Below are 26514 nucleotides of genomic sequence, written 5' to 3' on the forward strand. Positions count from 1 at the left end.
AGTCTTGTAAGTGGCAATAATGGAGGATATCTAAAAAATTTTCACACAACTGCCTCTTGAGGCTCAAAAGAGCTCGTAGAATATGCAAATAAAGTATAGAAAACAAAAGAGACACGAATTCAAATTTACGTGGGAAGGCAAGTTAAAAGACGTGAATATGAGCTCAGTAGAGCTCCAGCACAAAGCCTTGGAGTGGCGAGTAAATATATCTGATTTTGACACCAACGTATTTCTTGAAATATTGCTAAAACAGAGGAAAGCTGAAATAGCCAAACAATTCCTAAAAGAACATTCTGGAGAGCTCACAATTACCGATTTTACCTTGCATTCCATTGGAATTATCCTCTCCAGACTAGGACAACCTAACACTTTTTTAGAGTTCCTCCAAGACATATTGCCAAATGTCATTGTTGAATCGCCTTGTGGTTGATTCACATTTGAAAAATGGTTTTGACGGTACATATCAATGTGCGGTAGCCAGTCTAAAAGGACTTACAATTGTCACGATGGACGAAGACTTCAGGAAAGCTCCATACTCAATATAGGCTTAACCTTTCTAAAATTCCCTTTATGTCAAGGTTCTCCTCAACGATTCTGGCAAACCTCTCAATCTCCTCCTCTATGCTCCACTCCTCAATTGATACCGGCTCCAAACCTTTCTCCCTCCTAAGGAAGTTCAGGAAACGCTCAGTAAAGGAGAAGTTGTGGAAGATTCCGTGGAGGTATGTTCCAAACGCCCTCTCGCCAACGGCACCCTCGGGTTCCAGAGCCTTTGCCCCGTTTACGGCAGTTATAATGGAGAAAGGCCTCTTGGAGGTGCTCCTACCAAACCTTATCTCGTAGCCCTCCACGCTCATACCCTTGGCAGGCCCCCACAGGATTTCAGCCTTAAGGTGGTTCGTCCTCTTTACCTTTGAGAATACTGTTTTTGCGGGCAAAAGACCAATGCCCTTAACAACCCCACGCTTGGACTCAACGTTGTCAACTATCTTCTCCCCAAGCATTTGAAAGCCACCACAGATTCCAACCACGAACGAACCCTCGCGGTGGGCCTCTATTATAGCATCCTCGAAACCCTCTCGCCTTAACCAGAGCAGATCCTCAACGGTATTCTTACTCCCTGGGATTATTATCAGATCACCCTTAATTTCCTCAGGCCTAGTTACGTAGTCAACTCCATTGGCCCAATGCAGGGGTTCAAAATCTGTGAAGTTGCTCATGTGGAGGAGCTTTATAATTTGAATGTGGAGCTCGCCCTTAACCTTTGGAAACTCCACGAGAGAATCCTCCTCGGGAAGGCGGTGCTCCACGTAGGGAATAACCCCCAGGGTTGGCTTCCCGTAGCGTTCCTCTAGGTACTCAAAGCCCGGCTCGAGGAGTGAGGGATCTCCGCGGAACTTGTTGAAGACGAAGCCTATTATCGCCTCCTTCTCCTCCGGTTTTAGGAGCTCCATCGTGCCAACTATTGATGCAAAACTGCCTCCCCGGTCTATGTCCGTAACGAGAATCCCCTTTGCCTTGGCGTGGAGCATAACCCTGGTGTTCGCTATGTCGTAGTCCTTGAGGTTTATCTCAACGGGACTCCCGGCCCCCTCAATTATCACGAGGTCGTGCTTCTCCTTGAGCTCATCTAGAACGGCCATTGCTTTCCTAAACAACTCCTCCTTCCGGGACAGCATGTAATCCCTTGCTGAAACGCTTCCAATGGGCTTCCCCATGAAGACTACCTGGCTCCTCATGTTCCCCTCTGGTTTGAGGAGGATGGGGTTGAACTTTACCGAGGGCTTCTTCCTGCAGGCGATTGCCTGCAAATACTGGGCTCTGCTTATCTCCCCTCCCTCTATCGTTGGCGCGGAGTTGAGGCTCATGTTCTGGCTCTTGAAGGGGACAACGTCATAACCCATATTCGAGAAAATCCTGCATAGGGCAGTGGCCAAGAGGGACTTTCCAGCTCCAGATGAAGTCCCCAGGATCATTAAAGCCTTACCCATTCCCCATCCCAAAATGAGTTATAGCAAAGAATATAAATCCTTGGATAATTTCTCCAACGGTGGTGGGATGAAGAGCCTCTTCGTTCTAGTCCTGGGGAACACTGAGATAAGCTTAATTCCTGGGATAAGCGTTGCGGGAGCAACTCCCGAGCTGACAAAGCTTACTCCTCCTGCAGATGCTGAGTACCTCTTCTATGAAAAGCCCAAGATTATAGACGCGATACCCGTAACCCCCGAGGGGCATCCAACTCCAGCCATAATAACCAAGGCAGCAAAGGAACTTGCCAAGTTTCCGATTCTCGTGGTTAGGGGAGGAACTTACCTGCCTCCGATGCTTCCCCACGTTCACATCAGCGACAAGGTTGGGAGGGACTTCAGGAGAGAACCTGCACTTCCAGAAGTTGAGGAAATAATTGAGAGGGCCAAGTTACTTGGGGAAGAGCTGAACAAGGCTAACATAGAGGAGCTGGTAATAGGGGAGTCAACCCCAGGAGGAACAACAACCGCTCAGGCCGTTCTATGGGCCCTAGGTTACGAAGCAAAAACATCCTCAGCCTCGCCATCAAATCCCCAGGAACTTAAGAGGAAGGTAATAGAGGAGGGATTCAAGAGAGTCGGAATGGAAAAAGGGAGCCTAAAGGATAAGCCAATAGAAGCGATAAGGCAGTTCGGAGATCCAATGATCGCAACAGTTGTTGGATTATCGCTAGGATTCAGAAAGAGCGTAGTGCTCGCCGGGGGAACCCAGATGCTGGCTGTTGCTGCCGTGTTAAAGGCTCTAGGGGAGGACATGGACAGGTTCATGATAGCCACCACCAAGTGGATAGTTCAGGATAAAAGTGCGACCTTCGTCGAGACCGCTAGGGAGATAGGGATAATAACTTACTCGGCCGACTTGGACTTCTCTAATAGCAAGTTCAAAGGGCTCCAGGATTACGAAAGAGGCTACGTGAAGGAAGGTGTTGGAGCTGGAGGAGCCACTTGGTTAGCGGTAAAGGCAGGATTTTCGCCTGAGGACGTCTCAAGAAAGGTTGAAGAGCTGTACGAGAAGCTTATGAGGACGAAGAGTTAGAGTTCGCACCACTTCTTTATGCTTTCCTCCAAAGCTTTCCTCACTGCTTTTCCAATGTTTATTCCAAGTCTAGTTGCAGTTCCGGCCCACTCAATATCCCCTTCAAACGCGAAAACCCCGATTCCATCGCTCGTCGTTCCAGTGGCTTTATAGCCCATCGTCAAGAGGGTGTAGGTTTTTGCCTCCGTAGCCGTCATCACCGCGTTCACGAGAGCTCCAACCGTTAGTCCTTCCTCTATTACCAAGGCAATATTTATGGTTCCCGGGCTCCAAGGGGGAGGTTCATCACCGGCTATTGCGGGATTAGTTATTCCGGCCGTAACGTAAGCTGTGACGCTACCCTTCTTTGCCACCGCGAGTACCTTTTCCACATCAGCCGCAGTCATGAAGCCAACGAAGTTCTTGAGGTTGTGCTCCTCTTCGAACCTTCTGCAATCTTTCTTGTAGTTTCCGGAGTAGTTCTCGTGAACCATCATGAAGAAGAAGCCGTTAGCCTTGGTTAGCCCTCCCCTGTAGGGGGCGTTGCTTAGGGCTATCATTGGTTCCTTAAAAGATTTTATGAAGTGGCTAAACTTCATTAAAATTCCCCCTTTATAAGATGGATCTCGAATCCCATATCCCTCAAGACGGTAAAGTCTTCGTCCATTGTTATTAACGCCAAATTATTGGCGATTGCTATGGATGCTATAAACAGATCTCGGAGGGATAAAGGAGTTCCCCTTTCTCGTAATTTTCTATGTATATAAGAGGCCACTTCAGCACATTTACCGTCAAAAGGAAGCTCAGGAAGTAACTCCAACCACATTAGTTCGTCCTTTCTGGGGAACCCTATAAGAACTTCGAATTTTGTTATAGAAGTTATGTAAAAAGTATTGTCAATAGATGATATTTTCTCGAAAATATCTCTTCCTCCACCTTTTCTACCAAGCTCGAGTATTATGTTCGTATCAAGGACTGCCCCCATTTCTCAAACTCCTCCTCAATTTCTTTAAGCCTCTTCTTTGTTTCCTCGTACTCCTCCTCACTGAAGATACCGCAAATATGCTTCAAAATATCTATATTCCCCTTCTTCTCTCTGAGAAGATCCCTAAGTAATTCACTAAATGATCTATTCCCCTTTATCCTAACCAGCTCTTCATACACATCATCGGATATCGTTATAGTTTTCACCACTTTACTGCACCCAGTACACTGAACACATGCATCATATTTAAGCATTACCTAGCATTAATTAATCACATAAAATTAAAATTCTTTCCTAAGCCTCTCTTCTACAACCAACACAAGGTCTTGAGGCAATTCTTTTCCGGTGAGAACCTTATAATATCCCCTCGCGTAGTTCAAAGCCCCTCAATGACTTTATCTCTCTTTTCGGGATAACGCTCAATGTACTTTCGAGCCCACTCTACTGTAACATCTGTAAAATTCTCATTCACTGTCCACACCCTCCAAAAAGAGAAATAAAGGTTAGAGGTACCTCTCCCTAACCCACCTGATAAAGTACTCTGCATCCATTTCTTCTCCGATGGCCCTCTTAAGTAGCTCCTTAGGCGGATAAATTGAGCCCCAGCGATGTATCTTCTCCCTGAGCCATGCCTTTATCGGCTCGAAGTCTCCCTCAGCAACTTTTGCCTCAACGTCCAAATCCTTCTTCATGTGGTAGTAGAGCTGTGCCGCGAGTATCGTCCCTATGCTGTAAGTGGGGAAGTAGCCTATGCTACCGTGGGCCCAGTGTATGTCCTGAAGTATTCCCTCCCTGTACGTTTTCGGCCTTATGCCGAGGAGTCTCTCCATCTCCTCGTTCCAGAGCTCAGGAAGATCCTTGGCCTTAACTCCCTCGTTCAGCATCATCCTCTCGAGCTTGAACCTCAGGATTATGTGGAAATTGTACGTAACTACATCGGCTTCAGTCCTTATGAAGTCAGGCCTCACCATATTGAAGTACAGGTAGACATCCTCGGGCGTGTACTCCTCAATGAACGGGAGATTCTCCTTAAGCACTGGATAGAGTAGCTCGACGAACTCTTTGCTCCTTCCAATTACGTTCTCCCAGAACCTGCTTTGGCTCTCGTGTATTCCCAGGCTAACGCCTCCCGCGATGGGGGTGAACATGAACCTCTCGTCCTGCTGGAGCTCGTAGAGGGCATGCCCAAACTCGTGGATCGTGCTGAGGACAGTCCTCCTGAAGTCGAAGCCTTCATATCTCGTGGTGATCCTCACATCTTTGATTCCAAACTCCGTAGTGAATGGGTGGGCTGAAATGTCTATCCTAGCCCTTGTGCCAAGCGGGAAGCCGAACTTCTCGAGGATCCAGAGGTTAACCTTCTCCATCCACTCCTTCTCGTACTTCTCCTTCTCTAGGGGATGCTCCCTGGGAACTTTGCCCTCCTCTAATATCTTGTCGAGCAGTGGTTTGAGATCCTTCTCAAGCTTATCGAACATCCTAATTACGTCCTTAGTCCTTAGTCCCTCCTCATACAAGTCAAGGAGAGCATCATAGGGTTCTTCCTCATAGCCCAGGTAGTCAGCGGCCCTCTTTGCCAAGTCAATTATCTTGTCGAGCCAGGGCTCAAACTTCGAGAAATCATCCTTGGCCTTAGCCTCCTCCCAGGCCTTTGTGGCTTGGGCTGTAACTTCGCTTACCTCCCTTAAGAACTCGGGTGGGAATGACTTGGTTATTCTAATAGACCTATCGAGGACCCTAACTACTCCCTTCTCGTACTCGTTGAGCTCCTGATCCTTGGCCTTCTCAACCAGCTCAACGAAGTCTGGCCTTAGTAGGAGTTCCTGGGAGAGGACTGAGAGCTCTCCCTGGGCCACTGATCTCTCCATAATTCCCTCTTTGGGCATGTTTACTTCGAGATCCCAGCTAAGAACGCTTTGTGCATGACTTATAGCCCAAATCCTCCTGTATTTAGCTAAGATCTCCTTGATTATCTCGTTCTGGAAGACTTCTTCCATGGAACCACCAAAACACTCTTAATGCCTCTCTTTAAAATCTTTTCAATGTCAATCTAAACGTTCTACGGGGAAGGAAAATGGTAGAGCTTGTCGTTGTAGGTCATCTATCAATAGACACGATAATTCTACCTGATGGAAAGAAGATCGAGACCCCAGGAGGAGCTGGAGCCAATGTAGCGATATCAGCCTCCCTAGCGGGCGCAAAGGTTGGCTTAGTGACTAAGATAGGAACGGATTTCCCAGGGGAATGGCTGGAGAAGCTCTCCAAGCATGTGGACGTTAGAGGAGTCCAGATTTTGCCTGGTAAAACGCTCCACGTTTGGATGATCTATAGGGAAGATGGAAGCGTTGAAGCTCCAGTTGAAGTGGGAGTTGCAGAGAGGATGGGAGAAGTTTCAATTCCCCAGGATTACCTAATGGCAAAGATCTTCCATATAGCCCCAACTCCTCTAAAGGAACAATTAAAACTCGTGAATAGACTGAGTGAGAGGAAGATAAGCTTGGATTTCAGTCCAACTTACTACGAAGACTACAGGAAAGAGAAGGAGCTCGTTAAGGAGATAATATCGAAAAGCTATGTGATATTTCCAAATGAAGTCGAAGCTGAGATCCTCACGGGACATAAGGAGGTTAAGAAGGCCGCAGAAGAACTTCACTCCTGGGGTGCGGAGATTATTGTGATAACCAGGGGGAATAAAGGTGTTTTAGTATATGACGGGGAATTTCAAGAGTTTCCAGCGTTGCCCGCTAAGGTTGTAGACCCAACGGGAGCTGGGGATGCGTTCGCGGGTGGATTCTTGGCTGGTTTGGTTAAAGGGAAAGGAATAGAGGAAAGCGTTAACATTGGACTTAAAATGGCTAAAAAGGTTTTAGAAAGATTGGGAGGTTGGAGCATTTAAACATGGTAAAGCATGAATGATAGGCCTTCAAGAACCGCCCAGTAACCAGGGTTCCACTTGAACACCTTAAACCCATCAAGTGGTGGAAAAGGTAGGAGGTTGAAGAAGGCTAGCCAAGCGTTAACGTGGGCCATGTACGATAAGAGTAGCCAAGCATAGGGATTCATTGAGACTACCTTAAGGATTGCTATAGCAGTGATTGCGACCAAAATGTTAGTTAACGGACCTGCCAGGGCTATCATACCCTCGCTCCTTCTGTCCTGCCAGTACTGGTAGGGAGCGTAGATGTACACGGCACCTACGGCTGCGAAAACCCAGGAAGATCCCGTTAAGAGCTTGGAAAGCATCCCCAGAACGAGTGCCACCGCTATTCCAAAGTCCCACCTCTTGTAATATGCTACGTACCCATAGTGCCTCGCTACCTGTCTATGGGCAAGTTCGTGAAGGACAAATGCCGTGAAGAGGGCCGGAGCTACGAATAGCATTAACCTAGGCCTAAAGTCTGAGAATATGAGCAATAAAACGATGAAAGATATAGCCAAATCCTCAAGTTCTCTCTTTCTCATCTCGCCCGCACCTCGATTTTCCTGCCAAGGACGAGTTCTGCAGCCTTAACCGCTGCACCTCCAGTCCCGACTGCAATCCTAACTTGATCCTTTGGGACGTAAACTATTATCTTTTCCCCATCGAACTCTAAGTCTATTATATCGGCCCTTAACATCTCCTTCAGCCTTCTATATATATCGTCCATATCAACCACCTAATACTCGGGAATCCTTATTGGGGCCTAGAGCTCTTTCTCCGAGGATTCCAAGTTAGTCGCGAGCATCCTAATTCTCTCAACCCCCCTAATCTCCTTTATGTACTCGGCCACGCTCTTGGGAACGAGATCTTCCCAGGGCTCTCCCTCGATCATCCTCCTCCTTATCTCGGTTGCGGAGAGTATGTCCTTTCTGAACATTGGCTGAACTATAACCTTATACCCTCTCTCCCTGAAAAGCTCGGCAACTAGTGAATTTCCCGTGAATACAACCTCAAACTTTGGAACCATGGCTTCAACGTACGGAACCCATATGGAGTTGAAGTTTATGTCTGGGAGGGGAATTAGGTAGTACCTCTTCTTGAAGCCCGCCTCATCCAAGGCCCTTATGAGCATCTCCATTCTCTCTCCCGTCGTAAAGGGGTTCTTAAGGGTGTGGCTTGCCTGGGCACTTCCTATCCCAATTATCACTTCATCCACCTGAGAGAAGACGAATTCTAAAGCTTTTATGTGGCCATTGTGGACGGGTTGAAACCTTCCAACGAAGAGACCCCTCATACTCTCACCTCCATAGCTTAACTCTAACCTTATCTCCAACCTTTAGGTTCAGGACCTCAGCGGCCGATCCTTGGTTAACGGCTATCTCCAGGTAGTCATGGCTCCCAGGAAGTGCTAAGAGCTCTCCTTTTTCCGCTTGAGCGTAGGTGTCCAGGTAGGGTATTTTCAACCCAAAATCTACGAGCTCGACTTCCTTGGGCCTCTCATAATTTTCAAGGTTGAGTATTACATTCCCGAAGTCGTCCACGTATATTACGGTAAGCGTGTACACATTATCATTAACTTCCGGCTTTAGATTCAAAGTTAGGAGGCTGTCTAGAGGAATTTCTTTTGCAAATTCCTCCGGCCCGATACCTTTATCGATCAAAGCAGCAGCTGGACCAAAAATGTCCCTACCATGGAATGTGGAGCTAATCTTCCACCCGGTAAACTTCCTTATCCTTTCAAAATCAATCTCCCAGGCCTTCTTCGGTTTTATATGTTTCATTGGTAGCGTTGCCAAACCATTGTCGGGAACTACCAACCACTGTTCTCCTTCTATTACCACTGCCCTCCTCTCGGTTCCAACCCCAGGATCTATAACTCCAACATGAATAGTTCCTGGGGGTGCGTACTTAACAACCTGCTCAATCACAAACGAGCCCTCAACTATTGAGTGCCTAGTTATGGAATGCGTGATATCGACTATTTTTGCCTCTGGATTTATCCTCAGCATTGCAACCTTCATTTCACCTACATAGGGGTTTCTCAGGCCGAAGTCCGTTGTTATGGTTATCATGTTAACACACCCTCGGTATCTTTAACTTCACAAACTTTATTAAACATCACTCCAAAAATCATATGGTGAAGTTATGAAACATTTAAAGCTTATCGTGGTAATATTGATATCACTATCATTTGGATGTCTGATAAAGCCCCCTGCTGAGGTTAAGTTTGAGCTTGATACGAACGTTATAGGCCCAGGGGACATTTTCCATTTAATAGTAACGATTAATAATACAGGGAAGGTTGGCATTCTGGCAGCGAACCTTCAGATAGAGGGTGATGATTTCATACTAGTGGGATCCCCCAAACTTACTTCCCCCCTTAAAGTCGGAGAGTCAACTAAGTTGATATGGACTATTAAGGGACCGGCAATCCCGGGAACTTACACGCTCAAAGTGTACTTAGATATAGTGGATGAACTTCACAGAACTTGGAGGGGAAACATATACGAGACGAGGATAAAAGTCGTGAATAAGACGGATAAGAATTCTAAGGTCAATATAAGGATCCTAGCTCCAAATCAGACGTACGGGGGTAAGATAATAACAATTCCAATTGCCGTCACCAATAACCTTCAGTCCGACATTAGGGTGATTAACTTGGAGGTGAACGCAGGGGGTCTGAAGATAATTGAGGCTCCAAAAGGATCAGTCACAGTGCCCCCAAATTCCACATACACATTTTTACTTAAGGTTAAGACTCCCCCAGAATTTGAAAGGGCGAGAATATTTGTTATCCTTGAGTACGGTTCTCAAATGGGGATAGGAAAGAAGGTTTCAGAAAAAGAGATTACCGTTCTATGGCAACCCTGGATGTTATCTGAGGAAGAAATAAGGGAGGCGTACGGGAATATATCGGAATGGGTATTTATGGACTCGATCGTGGACAGGTACTGGGAGAACGTTTATGGATCAACATCAATAATTAACAGGCAAGCACTCAGGGAAAGTATAATGCCCATAATAAATGGTTCAAAGTCCGATATAGAGGCAGCAAAAGCAATCTTTAATTATATTTTCACGCACTTCACGTTCGAAGACAAGGGGGTTTCGATCCTTAACCCCCAGGTACTCCAAAATTCGACAACTCTATCGCCCATAGAGGCGAACCTCCTAATGGTGGCCTACCTAAGATCAATCAACGTGCCGGCAAGGGTAATTAGCGTGTACAATGGCGTAGATTGTACGGAATTCCCGTTTGTTGAAGCCTATATCTCCGGAAAATGGTACGTTATAGACTTCAAGCACATGTTCTTTGGGACGAGAGAGGAATTCATTTCAAGCAGGTGGTTCCCGACAATTTATCAAGAAATAGGGATATTCAACAACAAACTTGTTGCGATAGAACCTGGAGGAGATCCCCATAACCACGAACAACTGACACAGCTATACCTAGGCATAACCAAGAAAAGCCTGCTAAATGCCCTCTACAACAGGTTAGACAAGAGGACTTATATGAAGGTAAAGGAGCTATTGGCACTCCTCGACTCTGAAAATGAAAGAATATTCGCACTATTCTTATTTACCTCTGGGAGCCCAGATGAGGTTGAGAATCTATTAAACACCGTTAGCGTAGAAAAACTCAGTGGAACGATTAAGGCATTTTATGAGTTCTACTATGACATAAAATGGGAGGAAGACTTTAGAGTTTACTGGGAGAAACTCCTTATGACGTACAGGTGATTATCGATGATAGTGGTTCTGAGGCTTGGCCATAGGCCGGAGAGGGACAAAAGGATAACGACCCACGTAGCTCTAACTGCTAGGGCTTTTGGGGCCGATGGGGTAGTTATAATAAGTGAGGAAAAAGATGAAAAGGTAAAGGAGAGTGTTGAGGACGTAGTCAGGAGATGGGGAGGTCCCTTCTTTATAGAGTTCGATAGGAGTTGGAAGAAGAGAATGAAGGAGTTTAATGGCATTAAGGTTCACCTAACGATGTACGGACTGCACATAGATGACGTCATCGACGAACTGAAAGAGAAGTTGAGGGAAGGTCATGATTTCATGATAATAGTAGGAGCCGAGAAAGTTCCCAGGGAGGTTTACGAGCTAGCAGACTACAATGTGGCCATAGGAAATCAGCCCCACAGTGAAGTTGCAGCTTTGGCAGTCTTCCTTGACAGATTACTAGAGGGCAAGGGGCTCAGAAAGGAATTTAAAAACGCAAAGCTGAAGATAATCCCACAGGCAAGGGGCAAGAAGGTAGTGGAGGTTAAAGAAGATGCTGAGCAGGCTAAGACCAGTAACAAGAAAGTACTTAGAGAAGATAGCAAGTCCAATGGCTAAAGTCGGGATAACTCCAAATCAGCTGACCATCGTTGGCCTTTTAATAACCCTCTTATCTGCCTATGAGTTTTACCTTGGCAACCAGATTATCGCCGGGATAATACTAATATTCGGCTCGTTTGTAGATGCCCTCGACGGTTCCCTTGCAAGGCTTACCGGGAGAGTTACGAGGTTTGGAGGTTTCCTCGATTCAACCCTAGACAGGCTAAGCGATTCTGCAGTCTTGTTCGGAATAGCCCTGGGAGAATTAGTAGATTGGAGGGTAGCTTTTTTGGCCCTTATTGGATCTTACATGGTCAGCTATACTAGATGTAGAGCAGAGCTCGCCGGCTCTGGAACCTTGGCCGTGGGAATAGCGGAGAGGGGGGAAAGGTTGATAATCATAATAGTAACAGCGCTACTGAACGCTGTATGGGTGGGGGTATACTTAGTTGCAATACTCGCATGGATAACGTTTATACAGAGGATAATTGAAGCAAAGAAAAGGTTGGAATGATGAAATTTGCTACCCCTGAAAGGTGATGAACCCTGCCGTTACTGACCGCTAAATTCTTCTACTATTTTTATTACTTCCCTTAGATCGGAAACTACGAACTCACACTCCTTCCAAAGCTCCCTCTTTTCTCCCGTCCTATCTACTAGAACTGAGAGCATATCCAACTGCCTAGCCCCTCCACAGTCCTTAACTGGATTATCTCCGACGTATATGGCTTCTTCTCCCCTGACTCCAGCTTTCTTTAATGCAACTTCAAAGACCCTGGGATGGGGCTTAAAGAAGCCTGCTTCCTCGCTCGTCGTTATCGAATCAAACAGGTTAAGAATTCCCAAGGCTTCGAGGTGGGCCTTAAGGTAGTCATTGTCAGAATCCGTTATCAAGCCAACATGGTAGCCCTTACTCCTTAATTCCTTAAGGACATCAACCACTTCTGGGTAAAGCCTTCCATAAGTTTGGTGCATCTTTAAATGGATATCCCAGAAGTTCTCAGGGAACTTTATTCCATATTCCTGGGAAAGCCTCTCCATGATCTCCTCTTCTATTACTCTTATTGGCTTGAACGGCTTTCCTGCATAGCTTGAGAAGGCCTCCCTCGTTAGCCTTTCATACTTTCCGAGAAGCTCCTTTGGATCTATATTGGTTCCCTTTACGACCTCTTCCATTATTTTAAGGTGAGTCTCAGCTTCAGCCTCATTGCTGAGTAAAGTCCCAACGAAGTCAAAAAATACCGCCTTGATCATAGCATCACCAAGAATGGTAAAGATAAAGGATATTTAAATTAAATGTTCCAATCAACGCCAAGTATCTGGCTGTACGCATCGAGAACCTTCTTGAGGTACTCCCTAGCGGTTCCTATCTTATCTTTCTCAAACTTTTTGGCCCACTTCTCGTTACCAAACTCCTTGCTACCGGTAGCTACCAGATCGATTACCCTCATGCTATCCCAGAAGACTGGAGTGTATCCAGCCCTCTTGGCGTATTCTATTAGCTTCCTTAGCTGCTTCTTGGCGTGCTCTTCCATATCAACGTTGATCCCATAAGCCTCCATGAAAAGGGCCTTAAGAACAGGCTTCAGCCACCTTCTGTGGAACCTACACCAGCCGATGTTATCATACCAGAACTCCCAGAGGGCTGAGGAGACGATCTTGCTTGCTAATTCCTCAGGTTCTAGGAAGACACCAAACTCATAGAACGTCCAGTACCTTCCCTGTATTGGTAATGGAATGTAGTTTCCAATTGCCCAGTACATCGTTGGGTTGATCTCTCCGTCCTCTCCAAGTGGCGTAAAGACGGCGTAGTCCTTGAATGACTCGCCATAGTTAAGCCTATCCTTGAACTTCTCATCAAGAATTGCACTCGCCTTCCTCTTGCCGAGACCGATTATCTTAGCTATTTCAGTCTTCGCGAAGGCAACCGCATGAGCTAGCTCAGCGACAAGCTTGGCATTAAGCTCACTTGTTTCCACAGGGTTCTGGATTAATGCATCTTTGCTGAATTCAGGCTTAGCGCTAATTCCAACTTCCTCGGGCTTGAGCAATCCCCTATAGACGAGCTCAAGAACCCATGCGGCTGTTCCTCCAAACTCTATCGCATCAAAGCCCATAGCATCGACAGCGTGAACGCTTATGTCACTAGCGTGTAGGGCAATGCTACCGCTGAGAGGTCCGTTGGCTTCATAAGGTTCGTACTCGACATGATGGCCCTTTCTATGCTTCTTACAGACAACAGGACAGGGCTCCCCACACATCGTCCAGTTCTTGGGCTTTATTGATTCCTCGTTGAAGGGCTCCCAGTAGTGCTTCATTATGAGCTCGTGGATCTTTATCCTGTCCTCCTTGGGGATGTAGGGCATCTGCCAGTTGAGGATCGGAACTAGATCTCCCTCAGCCGGATAATTCCCGCCGAAGGTACCACCGGTGTTGAGCTTAGGATTGAACCTGTACTTGACGGTTGCATTTGTTATGACTTCATTGTAGGGCTTCTTGTGAACTCCTTCAACGATGCCCTTTGCATTCTTGAAGTCACCTATGTTCTCCCCGGGGAACTCCCTCTTCCTCTTCTTTCCACCGAAGATTATTGCGACAACATTGTGCGCCCTCAAAAGGACGCTACCTGAACCTCCTCTCGCTGCCCAGTCTTCGCTACCAACCATCCTCTTTCCATTCCTTAGTGCTTGGGAGAATATTGCTCCATAGTTGCTGTTCAGGGCGGCAGGGCCTACAACGGCAATCCTGAACTCCATCCCCTTAAACTGCTCGGCGAAGTTATCGAGGAGGTACTGTGTTAATGCATAAACACCCTCCTCGCCCTTGTAGTCCTTCCATATTTCCATGACCTTCTCAAGCTCCATCTCATAGAAGTCAACGCTCAGGTTTTCTCCATCGTTCTTAAGTATTACAACGACGGGCTTCTCCGCCTTACCGTGAATTTCAACGAAGTCAACACCAACGTGCTGGAACTGATAGGCCGCGCCACCCATTGCCGAGGGAAAGAGAGTTCCATAAAGGGGTGATCTAAAGAAGAACATCAACCTATGAGATCCTGGGAGGGCTGAACCGGCAAAGGGACCTCTCCCCATTATTACAACGTTCCTTGGATCATAGGGATCTACTTCGTACGTCTTGAGCTCGTTGTGAACGTGGATTCCGTAGTCGATTATACCGTAGACATCTTCCTTCTCGAATTCCTTGAATTCCACTTCCTTCTTCCCTACATCAAGCTTCAGAACTGAGAACTTCATAGGGCCTCCCTCCGATTATACCACTCCCAGTGACGTGATTTCAATAAAAGTGTTTAAAAGTTTTTGTGCTCAACTTTGCCAAATAGCCATACATGTGCAACGTAAAATAGAAGAGGGCCAAGAACCAAAGCACTATCGGGAAAAGAAGAGCTTCAATGACTTTTCCACCCTCAAATATAATTGGAAGAAGCATTGTAAAGACTTCAAATACTATAAAAGCTAGCAAGAATATATATTCACCTTTTGTTAGAAAAATTATTGGGAGGGTTATATCTAAAAGAGCAATGAAGTCTCCCAGGAATAGCATTGCATAATCCTTAGGCTCTAGGTGAGCTAGATCCCCGAGAAACCACCTCTTCCTTTGTTCCCACAGCTCACGAAGTGTTATCGGCATTCGAGTGAAAAGCTTCGCCTTCGGGGCGTAGACAACCTTGCCAAGCTTCTTTAAAGTCTTAGTCGTTGCGTAGTCCTCAACCTGACTATTTACTATCCCATCTATCTTAAGCAAAGCATCCCTCCTGTAAGCGGAAAGGGGCCCAGGTGCCAAAGTTAGATCCTCAAGCTCCCTCGCCCTCCTGTACATTGCGATCCTTAGGTGCTCTATGTCCTGAACTAGAGTAAGGAAGGACTCAATGACAACCCTTATCTGGCCACCGACAGCTAAAACATCTGGAGAATAAAACCTTTCAAGCAACCTCCTTACGGCATCCTTCGCCATAAAGGAATCGGCGTCGGTAGTAACTATTACCTCCCCAGTTGCGAGCTTGATACCCTGATTAAGGGCCCAGACTTTTCCTCCATGCTTAACCCTTACGACTTTAACCCTGGGATCATTAATGGATTTAGCCTTCTCGTAAGTTCCATCCTCGCTCCCATCATCCACAACTATGACTTCTTTGACGGGATAGTCCTGCTCAAGAACTGCTCTTATAGCTCTCTCTATGTTCTCCTCCTCATTATAGGCCGGGATTACCACGGAAACTGTAGGACTCCACTTCACCGTCTTGTAACCCCTAAGTAGACCCAAGATATAGCGGAGGAAGAAGTAGCCATCCCAGATAAAAACTATCGAGAGAAGGAGAAGCTCAATCTTCAATACTTACCCCCGCCATCTCGTATATCTTCCTCGCCATCTCTTCGGCCTTCTTTTCATCTTTAAGTTCCTTAATTATTATCTTGCCACTTGGGTAAACGCTGACCTCATAACCCTCGAACTCAACGACGAGCATTAACCCGGGGATTAAGGTCTTCACCTTGTACCCCTTAGCTTTCATCTCGTTTGCGAGCTTTGATATGTCAAGCTTTATCTCCTTCCAGAGGTACAGCTGAACCAGAACTCCCCCCATGCTCGTGCACGGCTTCGCCACCAGCATTTTCGGCAACCCCCATGGGAAGGCTCTTCCTTATCTTCTCAATCAGCTCCCTCTTTTTCTTGCTCTCCACAAGGGCTATCTCAAGCACTTCATCAATCCTCTCAACAGGAATTATCTTAATCCTTGCCCTCTTGTCCGGACTTAGGAAGACATCCTTCTCGTTGGCCTTGGGGATTATTACCTCCTTTATTCCAGCCTCTATTGCCGCCTCAATTTTTGGAGTTACACCTCCAACTGGCAGGACTTCACCCCTCACACTCAGAGAACCCGTCATTGCAACGTCCTGCCTCACCGGGATTTCCTCTAATGCAGAGATTACTGCGGTGGCAACGCTTATGCTTGCTGAGTCACCTTCGACACCCTCGTACGTCTGTAGGAATTGGACATGGATATCATAGCGGCTTATGTCCTCACCCTTGTACCTCTTTATTATAGCTGAAACATTTTGAACTGCCTCTCTAGCGATCTCACCAAGCTTTCCTGTGACTATTATCTTGCCCTCCTCCTTGCTCGCCGCTGGAGCGACTATAGCCTCTATTGGAAGGACGATACCGCTCATCTCTCCAATTACAGCTAAGCCATTGACCCTACCTACCTCACCGCCCTTAACTCTTATTACCTGGTACTCCTTCTTCCTCTCTATGTACCAATCCGCGAGCTGCTTCTCGAGTGGTTTAGCGAGCTTGAGAGCCTCGAGAACGTCCTCCCTGGTTACGTACTTCTTGCCCTTCCTCACCGCAATGTCACCCGCAGCCCTGACAACACCACCGAGGTCTCTGAGCCTCAAGGTGAGATGACCCTTCCTTCCAGCCCTCTTCTGGGCCTCCCTAATTATCTCCTCCACGGCATCCCTCGTGAAGTGCGGAATTCTTCCGTCCTTCTTGACTTCCTGGGCTACGAACTGGACTAGCTTTCTCCTGTTCTCGGGGGTGTCGGGCATCGTAGTCCTCATGTAGACCTCGTAACCGTAACCCCTTATCCTCGAGCGCAAAGCAGGATGCATTTTCTCTATCGTATCGAGGTTACCTGCCGCGACGAGGATGAAGTCACAGGGGACTGGCTCAGTTCTAACCATTGCTCCGCTTGAGAGTTCGCTCTGCCCAGTTATTGGGAACTTCTTCTCCTGCATTGCAGTAAGTAGGCTTTGCTGCATCTTCAGGCTCAAGGTTGCGATCTCGTCTATGAAGAGGACTCCCTTATGGGCCCTGTGTATCATTCCCGGCTCAACCCTCTCGTGGGCTGGGGTTCCCAAACCTCCGGAGTTCTTAACTAGCAAACCATTAGCTAGGAGGTTGCCGGTCTCGGTTGTTACATTGTATGTAATAGGAGTCTTTGATTTTATGACGATAAACTTCTTCTTTTCGCCGTTCTTTATCCTCTCGAACCACTTCTGCAGTTCGACCTCTCTTTCGGAGTACTTTGAGCCTCCTATCTCGCTAAGGTACTTTTCAATTTCTTTAAGGAGCCTCTCTCCCTTCGAGGGAGAAAGTGTCAGAGGAATAAGCTCAGCAAATTTCATCACGTTCTCAAGGGAGTGCGAAAGCATCAACCTGACCTTGTACCTACCGTCGTTGAGGGCATCGACCCTCACCCTCGCATCAACGTCAAGGTACCTAAGGTACCAAGCTATCTCCTCGAAGAACTCCTCCTTATCCCTCGGATTCTCTGCTATTTGAGCTACCTCCATTGTTCCATGGAACCTTATGCCATCAGGGTACTTAGCAAACTTTGGAACTGAGCCGTCACCACTGTAGAAACCATCAAGGAATGATATGAAAAGTGAAGGCCTTAGTGTAACCCACCATGGTAGGGTCAACTTAATCTTAGTCTTGTTTCCGACTGGGGCACCCAAGGCCACAAAGAACCTTATTATTCTCCTGTCCCACGTTCTAAAGAGTATGCTCTTCCCGTAGGAGTCTCTATTCTCCTTAATCTCGAACTCAAACTCTCCAAACAGCTCCTTCAATATTGAAACAAACCTGTCTATTGCCTCCCTCTCACTGGAGATGAAGCTTAGGGTGTTCAAGTTCTTGTCAATGCTTCCATCGCTGAAGAGGGCACCCAGGATGAGGGCTATCTTTTGAAGCCTGGGATCGTCATCTTTGAGAGGTAGCAAGTTGAGGGCCCTAAGTTCCTCAACAAGCTTAACTGATTGGGGCTTTGAACCGGAGTCCCACCATCTCACGGTGCTCTCTTTTATGTTGAGAACCTTTGCCGCTCTCTTATATCCAACCCCAGGATTTTCGGCCTTAAACTCCTCCCATCTTCTGTAGTCCTTAAGCTTTTCTTCCTCACCATAGGTTCTCCCAATGTCGACTTCGTCAAGAATCACTACAGGTTTCCTTACTATTTCATCGTTCTCAGTCAGGTCTTGAGCTTCCTTAATTCCCTCCCTAGTGTAGACCTTGTGATCTGGGGTTACAGAAAGCCAGTAGTCCTTTTCCAGATTTGTTATCTTCAGTATCTCCTGCTCTCCCTCTCTCTTGTTCGCGTAGAGCAACTTAACGTAACCCTTATCGGTAAGTATCTCAACGTTGTCATTCTGGAGGTCTTTATAGGTTATCTTTATACTTCCGTCAAATCCCTCACCAGATGGTGATCTTAAAACCTCTTCAACGAACTCCTTTACCTTAATTCTCTTTTCTTCTCCATTTATTCTCAAAAATACGGTCTCATAACCGCTAAAACACTGAAACGGATCATGACGCACGTCGCCAAGGAGAGCGCCCGCATGAGCTCCTGTAGCGTCGACAAAGGGCGCTTTCTTTCTTCCACAGTTGTCAACCAACAGCTTTGGAACTAGAGCCTGAGTCTTAAACCTCATGTTTGCTACGGCCATCAAAGCTACGAGAATCACGAAAACTCCCAGCAGGATTGTGTTTGGATCTCCCCTGCTCACGAATATTGCCATTGCGACTATGAAGAACACGAAGAACAATAGGTAGGACTTTATATTTTCCTGCTCCTTCGCCTTCTTCCTGTACTCCTCAACTATCTTTCTCCCCTGGCAGGCCGGAACCGTCTTTATCCTTGGCATATTTTCATCTTCTGGATTTGGGAAGACGAGAATGTCCTCAAGGTTCTCCGTAGGTAATAGCTCGGCCATTGCCTGGCCAAGCATTGACTTACCCGTTCCGGGCTCTCCTATTAAAAGGACGTGCCTTCTCTGTTTTGCGGCAGTTTTTATAACCTCAACAGCATGATCTTGACCTATCACCTGATCAATTAACCTTTCGGGGACGGGAATCTCCTCAGTAGTCTCAAACTCAATTCCAAGATCCATTCTCTCCTCGCCCATCTCACTCTCGCCACTTAACCTTTTTAACTAGGTCTTATAAAGTTTGAGAGCAGTGATCAAAGTGAAAGTAAAAATAAGGAGAGAGCTCCTTGACTACCTCCTCGAGCTTGCAAGGTCATTTTACCCGAATGAGTTCGCCGGATTGCTGAGGGAAAAGAATGGAGTTTTTGAGGAAGTCCTAATAGTCCCTAAGGGGTACTTCGGGAGTAAGTCCGTGTACTTCGACTTAACCTTGCTTCCTCACGATGAGAGCATTAAAGGAACCGTTCACTCCCATCCCTCTCCCTTTCCCTTCCCGTCCAAGGGAGACCTGCACTTCTTTTCCAAGTTTGGAGGGGTTCACCTGATAGTGGCCTTTCCCTTCACGTACGAGAGCGTCAAGGCATATAACAGTGAAGGAGAAGAGGTTGAGATTGAAGTAGTTGATTAGCCCATGAGCTCAAGCCCCTTCCCTCTCCTCTTGGCTATGTGAACCTCCGAAGTTCCTGGGGTTATGAGCTCGTAGAGAATTGCTTTCTCCTTCCCTGGGGCCGGCCTTAATATTCTGCCCAACCTCTGGACGAGCTCCCTAGGGGAACCGGTGCCACTTATTATAACTCCAACGCTTGCATCAGGAACATCTATCCCCTCATCTAGAACTTGGCTACTCACTATAGCCTTGTACTCCCCCTTCCTGAACTTCCTAAGTATCTCCTCCCTTTCCTTCTTGTCCGTCTTGTGGGTTATAGCAGGAATGAGGAACCTTCTTGAGATCTCATAAACGAGGGAGTTGTACCTCGTGAATATTATTATCTTCTCACCCCTGTGCCTCTCAAGTATCTCCCTGAGCTTCTCAATCTTTCTTCTTGATCCCATGGCTATCTGTCTAGCCCTTTCCAGCGCCCTTAAGGCTTTGAACGCCTTATTATCGACCCCAGTCTTCATGATGATTCTTTGAAAGTCTTCAACGTCCCTAATTTTAATTCCACTCTCCTCAACGTACTTCTTGTAAATGCCGTACTGTTTCCTGTACTCTTCTCTCTCTTCCTTGGCTAGGGGAACCCTTATCCTGACGACCTCGTAGGGGGCCAAATACTTCTTAAGCTCGCTCGTCCTCCTCATGTAGACGACGGGCCCTATGAGATCGGGTAGTAAGGTGTGGAGGTTATCTGCCCTCTCGGGGAATGCCGTTAAGCCTAACCTATAGGGAGCAGCACTCATCTGGGCTATATTCCTGTAGGCCTCTGAGGGAAGGTGGTGGCATTCGTCAAACACTATAAGGAAGAACTTATCCCCCAGGGTTTCAGCGTTTATGTAGGCTGAGTCATAAGTCGTGACCGTTATAGGTTTCAACTCCTTCTTCTTTCCCGAGAATTCTCCAACCTCACCGAAAATGCTGAGCCTCTCCTTCCACTGCTCCAGGAGGGCGAGGGTGGGAACGACAACTAACGTGGAGAGAGACAATCTCCTTATGATCTCCATGGCAATTATCGTCTTTCCAGAGCCCGTTGGCAGGACTATTATTCCCTTCTTACCTTTCATCCACCTCTCGACGGCTTCAACTTGGTAATCCCTGAGCTCGAACTCAACGTCATCATAAACGGGAGAAGGAATTGCGTTATCGAAGACATGATCCTCGAATTCAATCTTTTCCTGGGTTAGAAACTCGACTATGTCCCTGTACCTGTAAGCTAGGGCCCTGTAGCACTTACACCTGGGATCCCACTTAGCGTGAGGCACATAAACTTGCCCTTCTATCCTTATTGTCCCCTTCTCATAGTAGAGCTTCATCCTCACAACCTTTAACTATGGCAAATTTAACTTTTAGCATGCTTCCAAAGGATCTCCTAGATGCGAGGAGAAGGGGAGGTAGGATTTACCTAAACTTTGCAACCCAGGATCATCTAAAACTAGCTAAAGCAGTTATAGTTGCCTTCAAATCAAGTGTTGGTCAAAGCTATGGAGAGCTACAGGAGAAGTTAAGTCATATGGAAAGGGCCGAAAACTATAGAAAGGTCAGGGGATTCGCAAAGATTATAGAAAGGGAGTGCAGGTTTGAAAGGCCAACACCTCTCGACCCCGTAAAGGTTAGAAAGCTGCTTTGGGGTAGGGGTTACGTTACAAGCGAGCTTGAGAGGGCCAAGGCTCTCCATGAGGTTGCCAAAAGTCTTGGAGTTAAAGTTGAGGAAGTTGAAAGGGCAATGTTCGCTGACCTTGATGAGGAGAAGATACTAGCGGAGGTTCCCGATATCTCGCCGGAAGAGCTCATAAGGAGGTACAACCTCTCCTTATTGCAAACGCTTATGTTCAACGCCCTAAGGATGACCTTTAAGATTTCCTCGAACTTTAAAGAGGTCTTTAGGGCCATAAAGAGGCTCGGATTAATGTACGAGATTTACGGAGATAAGATAGAGGTAACTGGACCAGCCTCCCTCCTAAAGCTCACGAGGAAGTACGGAACTTCACTTGCAAAGCTTATCCCAGGGATAGTAAAGGCCGAAGAATGGTGGATATTTGCGGAGGTGCTCGAGGATAAAAGAGTTTATAAGTTCGAGCTCTCAAGCGAGGATGAAGTTTTACTGCCCAGGATGGAAGTTGATGTGGAGTATGACTCTTCCCTCGAGAGGGAGTTCGCCGGGAAGATTAGGAGGATCCTGGGGGCCAACGTAATTTATGAACCTGGGATACTTAAGGCCGGAGACTACGTTTACATTCCAGATTTCTTGGTCGAGAAGAATGGGAGGAAAGTGTACATCGAGATAGCCGGCTTCTGGACGAGGGAGTATATAAGGAGGAAGCTGGAGAAGCTCAAGGCTTTAGATGAGCCTTTGATAATAATAGCGAACGACGAGCTGTTAGCTGAGAAGCTCTCCAAGATCGGTAAGGAAGTAATCCTCATGAGAAAGGGTAAGATTCCCTACAAGGAGGTCATCATGAGGATAAAGGAATACCTCAAATCTTAGGCTCCATAATGCCCCTCTTCTTCAGCTCCTCATAGGCCTTCCTTAGGACTTCCCTTATTTTGTACCTCTTATTGAGCCCACCAAGCTTCATCCCTGCCTTCCTAAGGCTGCCCTCCTTCAAGAACAGCTTCAACAGGGCAACTTCCTCAAAGCTCAGGTTATCCAAGTGCTTTAACGCGAGTTCGGCAATTTCAATCGGATTGTTGCCCTCATAGGGATAGTCCGCCGAGAGAATTGGCTTGTCAAGTACTTTAACCATCTCAAACTCCACTATCGTTGCGGGGGAGTTAGGCTTAACGAACTTGTAGTGCTGTCTTAGGGCCTCAATTAGCTCTTCCCTGTTCCTAAAGCCGTCCTTCTTTGCATCCTCATCCGTTAATTCGGCTACTGTCTTTGTTTCAACCCTAGTGATTTTGGCCTTTCCCAGGACGTAGCCTCCAGCGTGAACTAAAACCTCCTCTCCCGGCCTTAGGTTTATCTTCTTGCCCAGCCTTATCGTGGCCTTCTTCCTTCCCGAGAGTATGTCATCCTTGTACCTTCCGTCGAACTTCAGGTTCTTCACTCCTTATCCCTCCCCAGGATTCTGAACTTTATCGCGAGAACTCCATAGCGGTACTCCTTCCACTTAGGATAGAGATTGTGGAACCTCCTCAAGGCCCGTTCAAAGCTTGGCTCGTCGGGAAAAATCTTGTCTATTGGTTCCTCTCTAAGGACTTGGCGGAATGTTTCATAGTGCTTGACCTCTAAGACCTCAGCTGGAATAGTATCATTGAATATAATTTTATCCCCCTTCTTCATGCCCTTGAGCTGAGGGTAGGCAACTCTAACTTCAATCTTTTTCTTTCCAGACTTGATCATCTCCAAGTATTCATCCCTAAGGTAGAGGCGGTAAACTCTCATCGCGCTAAACTTCTCAAGTAAAGTTAAAAATGCTATGCTAAGCCTGAGACCTTCAGGATCAACCACCAAAGAATGTCCCCAAAGAAGTAGCTTGTGAGAAAGCCCAAGAATAGGGCTGGAGCAAATGGCATGGCCTTTCTAACCAGGAATTCGTTCTTAAGCTTACCTTCTTTAACTAAAGCACTCAACTTCTCAATCTGTTCCCTTGTTAGGCCCTCAACACTGAATCCAGCTATCTCCTCACCTTCAATGCTCTCGTACTTGCCCTCTTTAAGCAACCTTGAGAGCTTCTCGAAGAAGTCCTGCCTGTCCCTAACGATCTTATCACCAACTTTAACTATCCTCTCCCCCAACACATCTCCTTCCCTGAGCTCCTCAACCCTCTTTACATCAACGAGAACTTCCTTTCTTAAGAGCCTAACCGCCGAGAAAAGTAGCTTAAATGCATATAATGTTAAGAAAAGCTTTGCAAGAGGATAAAGGAAAGAGGTACCCAGGAGGTAGAAGCCATAGACTATAGCACCTAGGCCAAGAACATCCCCCACAATCCTCACCTTGGCGAAGATGGCTAGGAGAAGAAAGGTTAGTACCCACCTTATTACCGGATTTATCGTGATGCCAAGGTTTACCTGAATGAACGCAAAGACAACGATTGAGAATGTTATCCATAGGGTAACCTCTACAACTGTCCTTAGGCCTTCCCTGAACAATAGGATCAAATGCTTAACCTTCCCCTTAATTACCAAGCCAAAGAGCGCGTAGATGAACAATAGTGGGAAGATCAAGAGGAGGGAATTGAATAGGATAGTCAGGCCATTTAAGGGAAGCATGGTTGAGTAGGGGGCCGGATACCTTACAGAGAGAGGAGCAAAGGGCAAAAGTCCCGAAAATGCAGCTAGAATTATTACATCACCGCTAGCCCATCCTCCCGTATAATAGAGCAACATTCCCAATAGAACTCCGATAAAAAGGCCTATTATGCCTGAAAAAGCTTGAAGAAGGTTTCCATTCTTTACTCCGAGGATTAGGTAGTACAGTATCCCAATCTCCACTATAGGGATGAAGGGCCCTTTGACTTCATACTCGCAACCTTTCTTTGAACACCACCACTTTGATAGCAAGGAGACCGTGGGGAAGAAGTGCTCCTCATAAATGTAACTTGTTTTTATGTCCGTGTAAGAAGTAACTATCCCCACTAATGTGCCCAGGATTAGGGGGAGCATTACTTCACCTCCGCTGATTATAGGTTCTCAAGTAGTTTTTTGCGCATAACCTTCACGTACTCATCTACCGAATTACTCAGGGTTCTCATACTGTCCATAACTACCCTATACACAATAACCACAAGAATCAGTGTTGCCGCAAGCATCAAAAGGTACTCTATAGCCGTTTGGGACCTCTTCATAATCCCTCAAACTTTATTAGCTGGGGTTAAATATAAGGGTTTTGGAGATCGGAATGAAGCTCATAAAGCAGGGTGCCGAAGCCAAGATTTACCTCGCGGAGTTTTCTGAGCTTTATTTCGATTACCCAATTAGGGTTATTGTGAAGGAGAGGATTAGGAAGAGGTATAGAATAGAAGAGATAGACACCAAGCTGAGGAAGGAGAGGACTATAAGGGAAGCAAGAATACTTCATAGGGCCAAGGAGTTCGGCGTCAACGTTCCCTATGTTTTTGAGGTGGACACGAAAAATATGATAATAGTAATGGAGTACATTGAGGGGGAAAGGCTAAAGGAGCTCCTAGAGAAGATTTCACTTAAAGAAAGGCTTGAAATATGCAGGGAAATTGGAAGACAGATAGGGAAGCTACACGAGGCTGGAATAGTTCACGGCGACCTCACTACTTCAAACATGATAATGAGGGAAGGAAAGATTTATCTCATAGACTTCGGCCTCGCAGAGTTCGACGATACTCTGGAGGCCCAGGGGGTTGATCTGCATTTGCTCAAGAGGGCCATGGAGAGCACGCACTACAGGTGGTTTGAGGAGGGATTCAAGGCCATCCTAGAAGGGTACGCCGAGGTCAGGGGGGAGGAGAAGAGGAGAGAAATAGAGGAAAAGATCAGGGAAATAGAACTCAGAGGAAGGTACAGGGAAAGGAGCTGGCTCACGTAGCTATTTCTTTTACCTGCTCTTCATGCTCTCGACTTAACTTGAACTTACCGATGTGCTCCATAAGAATATTAACGAGCCTCTCCAACTCCTTAACGCTCTCTCTGACCTCATTAAGTGCTGCGGTCTGTTCCTCAGCTGCAGCGCTGACTTGCTCAGCTGCAGCAGTAGTTTCTTCGGCACTTGCCGCAAGGTTCTCAAGGAACTTTAGACCTTCATCAATCTTTTCTCCTTCTTGAATCACCTTCTCCTTGAGTTCCGCAGCTTTAGCTTCCATTTCCTCCATCATATCAGCAATCTGGGTTAGGTAGGCAACGCTCTCCCTAATGACTTCAGTTGAAGTTCCAACTACCTCAGCACCTTGCTTAGTTACCTCAACGCTCTCCCCGATCTTGTCGACGATCTGCTTGATCAAGTCCCTTATATCTTCAGCGGCCTTCTTGCTTTCCTCGGCAAGCTTTCTAATTTCATCTGCAACTACCGCAAATCCCTTTCCGGCCTCTCCAGCTCTTGCAGCCTCAATTGCCGCGTTTAGGGCGAGTAGGTTGGTTTGCTCCGCAATGTTGCTTATGACGTTGGTTATGTTCTCGATGTTCTTACCCATCTCTGCAACTCCCCTTACAGTCTCCTCTATCTTGGCCATCATATTCCTTATCTCCTCTATCTGAGTTACTGCCTCCCTTCCCTTCTCTCCACCTTCCTTGGCTAGGCTGGCCATCTCTCTCATTGAAGCCTCGAATTCCTCCATTGTAGACGCGGTCTCCTTACCGATCTCGTCAATGTACCTCATCGTATCAGTCATCTTGTTTATGTTCTCCTGCTCCCTCTGTGCCTCAATGCTAACCTGGTTTATGGCCTCCGCGACCTGGTTAATTGCATCTGCAACTTGATCGATGTTCTCTCTGATGACTTTGGTGTGGTTCTTGACGTCTATGGCGGCGTTCTTTACGTTTAAGACAAGCTGGCTTAGTGAACTCCTTACCTTTTCTATTGCTTCTCTAACCCTGGTCAACTCGCCGCTTATCTCCGTATCTTCAACGCTTAGATCTCCTTGAGCTATCCTCTCGAGTATCTCAACCACTTCATCAATTCTTTTCTCGAGATTCTTTCTTAACTCTTCGACATCCCCCGATACCACGGGTACTGCTTCTCTCTTGTTCAAATATATTGCTACTCCAGTACCAATTATCCCTCCAACCGTCGCTCCCACTAGATTACCCATAGCAGCTGGAACTATTGTTAGTATGAAAGGGATAACGGGAGAAATAAGGGACACTCTCACTACCATCACTCACCACCCCATTATCAAAATTTGTGCAAAAATTATTAGTAGATTTTGTGTAGGTATTTATGTATGCC

General features: G+C 46.6%; 29 protein-coding genes and 1 other RNA gene. 10 read left to right on the forward strand and 20 right to left on the reverse strand.

The features are described from left to right. Window positions 1-82: 82 nt before the first annotated feature. Complete coding sequence (locus tag P8X24_RS05120) at window positions 83-430, forward strand: hypothetical protein (RefSeq protein WP_372914378.1); 348 nt, start codon at window positions 83-85, stop codon at window positions 428-430. Window positions 431-536: 106 nt separating this feature from the next. Here the strand turns inward: P8X24_RS05120 and P8X24_RS05125 are convergent, their stop codons facing one another. Further along, window positions 537-1991, reverse strand: a complete 1455-nt coding sequence (locus P8X24_RS05125) for a cobyric acid synthase (protein ID WP_372914379.1) — start codon at window positions 1989-1991, stop codon at window positions 537-539. Between the two features lie 67 nt (window positions 1992-2058). On the opposite strand from P8X24_RS05125, the gene cobT reads away from it, so the two are divergent. Continuing rightward, entirely contained in the window at window positions 2059-3063 is a 1005-nt protein-coding gene (gene cobT / locus P8X24_RS05130) for a nicotinate mononucleotide-dependent phosphoribosyltransferase CobT (RefSeq protein WP_372914380.1), read from the forward strand. Here cobT and P8X24_RS05135 read toward each other — a convergent pair. From P8X24_RS05135 to P8X24_RS05150, 4 genes are all read right to left on the reverse strand, one after another. Beyond that, window positions 3060-3641: an adenosylcobinamide amidohydrolase gene (locus tag P8X24_RS05135; protein ID WP_372914381.1), complete on the reverse strand. Its 582-nt coding sequence runs from the start codon at window positions 3639-3641 to the stop codon at window positions 3060-3062. The genes cobT and P8X24_RS05135 overlap by 4 nt on opposite strands. Further along, a complete protein-coding gene (locus tag P8X24_RS05140; RefSeq protein WP_372914382.1) occupies window positions 3641-4027 on the reverse strand; it encodes a type II toxin-antitoxin system VapC family toxin in 387 nt (128 codons plus the stop codon). The genes P8X24_RS05135 and P8X24_RS05140 overlap by 1 nt, the downstream gene beginning before the upstream one ends. Next, window positions 4000-4236, reverse strand: coding sequence for an antitoxin VapB family protein (locus P8X24_RS05145; protein ID WP_372817590.1), 237 nt, complete (start codon window positions 4234-4236; stop codon window positions 4000-4002). Before P8X24_RS05145 ends, P8X24_RS05140 begins: the two co-directional genes overlap by 28 nt. A 294-nt stretch (window positions 4237-4530) precedes the next feature. After that, window positions 4531-6024 carry a carboxypeptidase M32 gene (locus P8X24_RS05150; protein ID WP_372914383.1) on the reverse strand — a complete coding sequence of 498 codons (1494 nt, stop codon included), beginning with the start codon at window positions 6022-6024 and terminating at the stop codon, window positions 4531-4533. Between the two features lie 77 nt (window positions 6025-6101). Here P8X24_RS05150 and P8X24_RS05155 point away from each other — a divergent pair, with 77 nt between their 5' ends. Then, entirely contained in the window at window positions 6102-6923 is an 822-nt protein-coding gene (locus P8X24_RS05155; protein ID WP_372914384.1) for a carbohydrate kinase family protein, read from the forward strand. On the opposite strand, the gene P8X24_RS05160 is transcribed toward P8X24_RS05155, so the two are convergent. The 4 genes from P8X24_RS05160 to P8X24_RS05175 are packed head-to-tail and all read right to left on the reverse strand — an operon-like array spanning window position 6920 to window position 9019. Beyond that, window positions 6920-7489 (reverse strand): site-2 protease family protein, encoded by a 570-nt coding sequence (locus P8X24_RS05160; protein ID WP_068320590.1) that lies wholly within the window; start codon window positions 7487-7489, stop codon window positions 6920-6922. The two genes, P8X24_RS05155 and P8X24_RS05160, sit on opposite strands and share 4 nt — an antisense overlap. Continuing rightward, window positions 7486-7674 carry a transcription elongation factor NusA gene (locus tag P8X24_RS05165; protein ID WP_372914385.1) on the reverse strand — a complete coding sequence of 63 codons (189 nt, stop codon included), beginning with the start codon at window positions 7672-7674 and terminating at the stop codon, window positions 7486-7488. Before P8X24_RS05165 ends, P8X24_RS05160 begins: the two co-directional genes overlap by 4 nt. 36 nt (window positions 7675-7710) lie before the next feature. Then, window positions 7711-8241, reverse strand: a complete 531-nt coding sequence (locus P8X24_RS05170; RefSeq protein WP_372914386.1) for a nicotinamide-nucleotide adenylyltransferase — start codon at window positions 8239-8241, stop codon at window positions 7711-7713. A 4-nt stretch (window positions 8242-8245) separates the two neighbouring features. Beyond that, a complete protein-coding gene (locus tag P8X24_RS05175) occupies window positions 8246-9019 on the reverse strand; it encodes an SAM hydrolase/SAM-dependent halogenase family protein (RefSeq protein WP_372914387.1) in 774 nt (257 codons plus the stop codon). 73 nt (window positions 9020-9092) lie between these two features. On the opposite strand from P8X24_RS05175, the gene P8X24_RS05180 reads away from it, so the two are divergent. The 4 genes from P8X24_RS05180 (at window position 9093) to P8X24_RS05195 (ending at window position 11835) form a co-directional block, all read left to right on the forward strand. Next, complete coding sequence (locus P8X24_RS05180; protein WP_372914388.1) at window positions 9093-10688, forward strand: transglutaminase domain-containing protein; 1596 nt, start codon at window positions 9093-9095, stop codon at window positions 10686-10688. Window positions 10689-10694: 6 nt separating this feature from the next. Next, window positions 10695-11291: a tRNA (cytidine(56)-2'-O)-methyltransferase gene (locus P8X24_RS05185; protein WP_372914389.1), complete on the forward strand. Its 597-nt coding sequence runs from the start codon at window positions 10695-10697 to the stop codon at window positions 11289-11291. Continuing rightward, window positions 11227-11787 carry an archaetidylinositol phosphate synthase gene (gene pgsA / locus P8X24_RS05190; RefSeq protein ID WP_372914390.1) on the forward strand — a complete coding sequence of 187 codons (561 nt, stop codon included), beginning with the start codon at window positions 11227-11229 and terminating at the stop codon, window positions 11785-11787. Before P8X24_RS05185 ends, pgsA begins: the two co-directional genes overlap by 65 nt. Next, an RNA gene (locus P8X24_RS05195) (C/D box small nucleolar RNA) lies at window positions 11780-11835 on the forward strand. The genes pgsA and P8X24_RS05195 overlap by 8 nt, the downstream gene beginning before the upstream one ends. Here the strand turns inward: P8X24_RS05195 and P8X24_RS05200 are convergent. Genes P8X24_RS05200 through lonB form a run of 5 tightly spaced genes read right to left on the reverse strand, consistent with a single transcriptional unit; the run spans window position 11826 to window position 19198 of the window. After that, the gene (locus P8X24_RS05200) at window positions 11826-12527 is read right to left on the reverse strand and encodes a TIGR02253 family HAD-type hydrolase (protein WP_372914391.1); all 702 of its coding nucleotides are present in this window, start codon (window positions 12525-12527) and stop codon (window positions 11826-11828) included. The genes P8X24_RS05195 and P8X24_RS05200 overlap by 10 nt on opposite strands. 38 nt (window positions 12528-12565) lie before the next feature. Then, on the reverse strand, window positions 12566-14527 hold the full coding sequence (gor, locus tag P8X24_RS05205; protein ID WP_372914392.1) for a glyceraldehyde-3-phosphate:ferredoxin oxidoreductase: 1962 nt from the start codon (window positions 14525-14527) through the stop codon (window positions 12566-12568). Between the two features lie 40 nt (window positions 14528-14567). Further along, entirely contained in the window at window positions 14568-15623 is a 1056-nt protein-coding gene (locus P8X24_RS05210) for a glycosyltransferase (RefSeq protein ID WP_372914393.1), read from the reverse strand. After that, entirely contained in the window at window positions 15613-15900 is a 288-nt protein-coding gene (locus P8X24_RS05215) for a hypothetical protein (RefSeq protein WP_372914394.1), read from the reverse strand. The genes P8X24_RS05210 and P8X24_RS05215 overlap by 11 nt, the downstream gene beginning before the upstream one ends. Next, on the reverse strand, window positions 15824-19198 hold the full coding sequence (gene lonB / locus P8X24_RS05220; protein WP_372914395.1) for an ATP-dependent protease LonB: 3375 nt from the start codon (window positions 19196-19198) through the stop codon (window positions 15824-15826). The genes P8X24_RS05215 and lonB overlap by 77 nt, the downstream gene beginning before the upstream one ends. Window positions 19199-19259: 61 nt before the next feature. Between lonB and P8X24_RS05225 the strand changes: the two genes are divergently transcribed. Further along, on the forward strand, window positions 19260-19628 hold the full coding sequence (locus P8X24_RS05225) for a Mov34/MPN/PAD-1 family protein (RefSeq protein ID WP_372914592.1): 369 nt from the start codon (window positions 19260-19262) through the stop codon (window positions 19626-19628). Here the strand turns inward: P8X24_RS05225 and P8X24_RS05230 are convergent. After that, window positions 19625-20968 carry a DEAD/DEAH box helicase family protein gene (locus P8X24_RS05230; protein WP_372914396.1) on the reverse strand — a complete coding sequence of 448 codons (1344 nt, stop codon included), beginning with the start codon at window positions 20966-20968 and terminating at the stop codon, window positions 19625-19627. The genes P8X24_RS05225 and P8X24_RS05230 overlap by 4 nt on opposite strands. Window positions 20969-21006: 38 nt before the next feature. Here P8X24_RS05230 and P8X24_RS05235 point away from each other — a divergent pair, with 38 nt between their 5' ends. After that, window positions 21007-22140, forward strand: a complete 1134-nt coding sequence (locus P8X24_RS05235) for a DUF790 family protein (protein WP_372914397.1) — start codon at window positions 21007-21009, stop codon at window positions 22138-22140. Here P8X24_RS05235 and P8X24_RS05240 read toward each other — a convergent pair. Genes P8X24_RS05240 through P8X24_RS05255 form a run of 4 tightly spaced genes read right to left on the reverse strand, consistent with a single transcriptional unit; the run spans window position 22130 to window position 24445 of the window. Then, window positions 22130-22702 carry an ASCH domain-containing protein gene (locus tag P8X24_RS05240; RefSeq protein WP_372914398.1) on the reverse strand — a complete coding sequence of 191 codons (573 nt, stop codon included), beginning with the start codon at window positions 22700-22702 and terminating at the stop codon, window positions 22130-22132. The genes P8X24_RS05235 and P8X24_RS05240 overlap by 11 nt on opposite strands. Further along, window positions 22699-23040: an ASCH domain-containing protein gene (locus P8X24_RS05245; protein WP_372914593.1), complete on the reverse strand. Its 342-nt coding sequence runs from the start codon at window positions 23038-23040 to the stop codon at window positions 22699-22701. Before P8X24_RS05245 ends, P8X24_RS05240 begins: the two co-directional genes overlap by 4 nt. Before the next feature lie 32 nt (window positions 23041-23072). Next, complete coding sequence (locus P8X24_RS05250; RefSeq protein WP_372914399.1) at window positions 23073-24263, reverse strand: A24 family peptidase C-terminal domain-containing protein; 1191 nt, start codon at window positions 24261-24263, stop codon at window positions 23073-23075. Between the two features lie 17 nt (window positions 24264-24280). Further along, window positions 24281-24445, reverse strand: a complete 165-nt coding sequence (locus tag P8X24_RS05255; RefSeq protein ID WP_372914400.1) for a class III signal peptide-containing protein — start codon at window positions 24443-24445, stop codon at window positions 24281-24283. Window positions 24446-24498: 53 nt separating this feature from the next. Here P8X24_RS05255 and P8X24_RS05260 point away from each other — a divergent pair, with 53 nt between their 5' ends. Then, window positions 24499-25158, forward strand: a complete 660-nt coding sequence (locus P8X24_RS05260) for a Kae1-associated kinase Bud32 (protein ID WP_372914401.1) — start codon at window positions 24499-24501, stop codon at window positions 25156-25158. Here the strand turns inward: P8X24_RS05260 and P8X24_RS05265 are convergent. Beyond that, window positions 25151-26443, reverse strand: a complete 1293-nt coding sequence (locus tag P8X24_RS05265) for a methyl-accepting chemotaxis protein (RefSeq protein WP_372914402.1) — start codon at window positions 26441-26443, stop codon at window positions 25151-25153. The genes P8X24_RS05260 and P8X24_RS05265 overlap by 8 nt on opposite strands. Between the last annotated feature and the right edge of the window lie 71 nt (window positions 26444-26514).

The organism is Pyrococcus kukulkanii, from assembly GCF_041647995.1.
Taxonomy (GTDB): Archaea; Methanobacteriota_B; Thermococci; order Thermococcales; family Thermococcaceae; genus Pyrococcus.

Bases quoted from the DNA above. Each gene is read 5' to 3' on its own strand.
- P8X24_RS05120 (WP_372914378.1), top strand. From the start codon at position 83: ATGCAAATAAAGTATAGAAAACAAAAGAGACACGAATTCAAATTTACG.
- P8X24_RS05125 (WP_372914379.1), bottom strand. From the start codon at position 1,991: ATGGGTAAGGCTTTAATGATCCTGGGGACTTCATCTGGAGCTGGAAAG.
- cobT (WP_372914380.1), top strand. From the start codon at position 2,059: ATGAAGAGCCTCTTCGTTCTAGTCCTGGGGAACACTGAGATAAGCTTA.
- P8X24_RS05135 (WP_372914381.1), bottom strand. From the start codon at position 3,641: ATGAAGTTTAGCCACTTCATAAAATCTTTTAAGGAACCAATGATAGCC.
- P8X24_RS05140 (WP_372914382.1), bottom strand. From the start codon at position 4,027: ATGGGGGCAGTCCTTGATACGAACATAATACTCGAGCTTGGTAGAAAA.
- P8X24_RS05150 (WP_372914383.1), bottom strand. From the start codon at position 6,024: ATGGAAGAAGTCTTCCAGAACGAGATAATCAAGGAGATCTTAGCTAAA.
- P8X24_RS05155 (WP_372914384.1), top strand. From the start codon at position 6,102: ATGGTAGAGCTTGTCGTTGTAGGTCATCTATCAATAGACACGATAATT.
- P8X24_RS05160 (WP_068320590.1), bottom strand. From the start codon at position 7,489: ATGAGAAAGAGAGAACTTGAGGATTTGGCTATATCTTTCATCGTTTTA.
- P8X24_RS05165 (WP_372914385.1), bottom strand. From the start codon at position 7,674: ATGGACGATATATATAGAAGGCTGAAGGAGATGTTAAGGGCCGATATA.
- P8X24_RS05170 (WP_372914386.1), bottom strand. From the start codon at position 8,241: ATGAGGGGTCTCTTCGTTGGAAGGTTTCAACCCGTCCACAATGGCCAC.
- P8X24_RS05175 (WP_372914387.1), bottom strand. From the start codon at position 9,019: ATGATAACCATAACAACGGACTTCGGCCTGAGAAACCCCTATGTAGGT.
- P8X24_RS05180 (WP_372914388.1), top strand. From the start codon at position 9,093: ATGAAACATTTAAAGCTTATCGTGGTAATATTGATATCACTATCATTT.
- P8X24_RS05185 (WP_372914389.1), top strand. From the start codon at position 10,695: ATGATAGTGGTTCTGAGGCTTGGCCATAGGCCGGAGAGGGACAAAAGG.
- pgsA (WP_372914390.1), top strand. From the start codon at position 11,227: ATGCTGAGCAGGCTAAGACCAGTAACAAGAAAGTACTTAGAGAAGATA.
- P8X24_RS05200 (WP_372914391.1), bottom strand. From the start codon at position 12,527: ATGATCAAGGCGGTATTTTTTGACTTCGTTGGGACTTTACTCAGCAAT.
- gor (WP_372914392.1), bottom strand. From the start codon at position 14,527: ATGAAGTTCTCAGTTCTGAAGCTTGATGTAGGGAAGAAGGAAGTGGAA.
- P8X24_RS05215 (WP_372914394.1), bottom strand. From the start codon at position 15,900: ATGCTGGTGGCGAAGCCGTGCACGAGCATGGGGGGAGTTCTGGTTCAG.
- lonB (WP_372914395.1), bottom strand. From the start codon at position 19,198: ATGGGCGAGGAGAGAATGGATCTTGGAATTGAGTTTGAGACTACTGAG.
- P8X24_RS05230 (WP_372914396.1), bottom strand. From the start codon at position 20,968: ATGAAGCTCTACTATGAGAAGGGGACAATAAGGATAGAAGGGCAAGTT.
- P8X24_RS05235 (WP_372914397.1), top strand. From the start codon at position 21,007: ATGCTTCCAAAGGATCTCCTAGATGCGAGGAGAAGGGGAGGTAGGATT.
- P8X24_RS05245 (WP_372914593.1), bottom strand. From the start codon at position 23,040: ATGAGAGTTTACCGCCTCTACCTTAGGGATGAATACTTGGAGATGATC.
- P8X24_RS05250 (WP_372914399.1), bottom strand. From the start codon at position 24,263: ATGCTCCCCCTAATCCTGGGCACATTAGTGGGGATAGTTACTTCTTAC.
- P8X24_RS05255 (WP_372914400.1), bottom strand. From the start codon at position 24,445: ATGAAGAGGTCCCAAACGGCTATAGAGTACCTTTTGATGCTTGCGGCA.
- P8X24_RS05260 (WP_372914401.1), top strand. From the start codon at position 24,499: ATGAAGCTCATAAAGCAGGGTGCCGAAGCCAAGATTTACCTCGCGGAG.
- P8X24_RS05265 (WP_372914402.1), bottom strand. From the start codon at position 26,443: ATGGTAGTGAGAGTGTCCCTTATTTCTCCCGTTATCCCTTTCATACTA.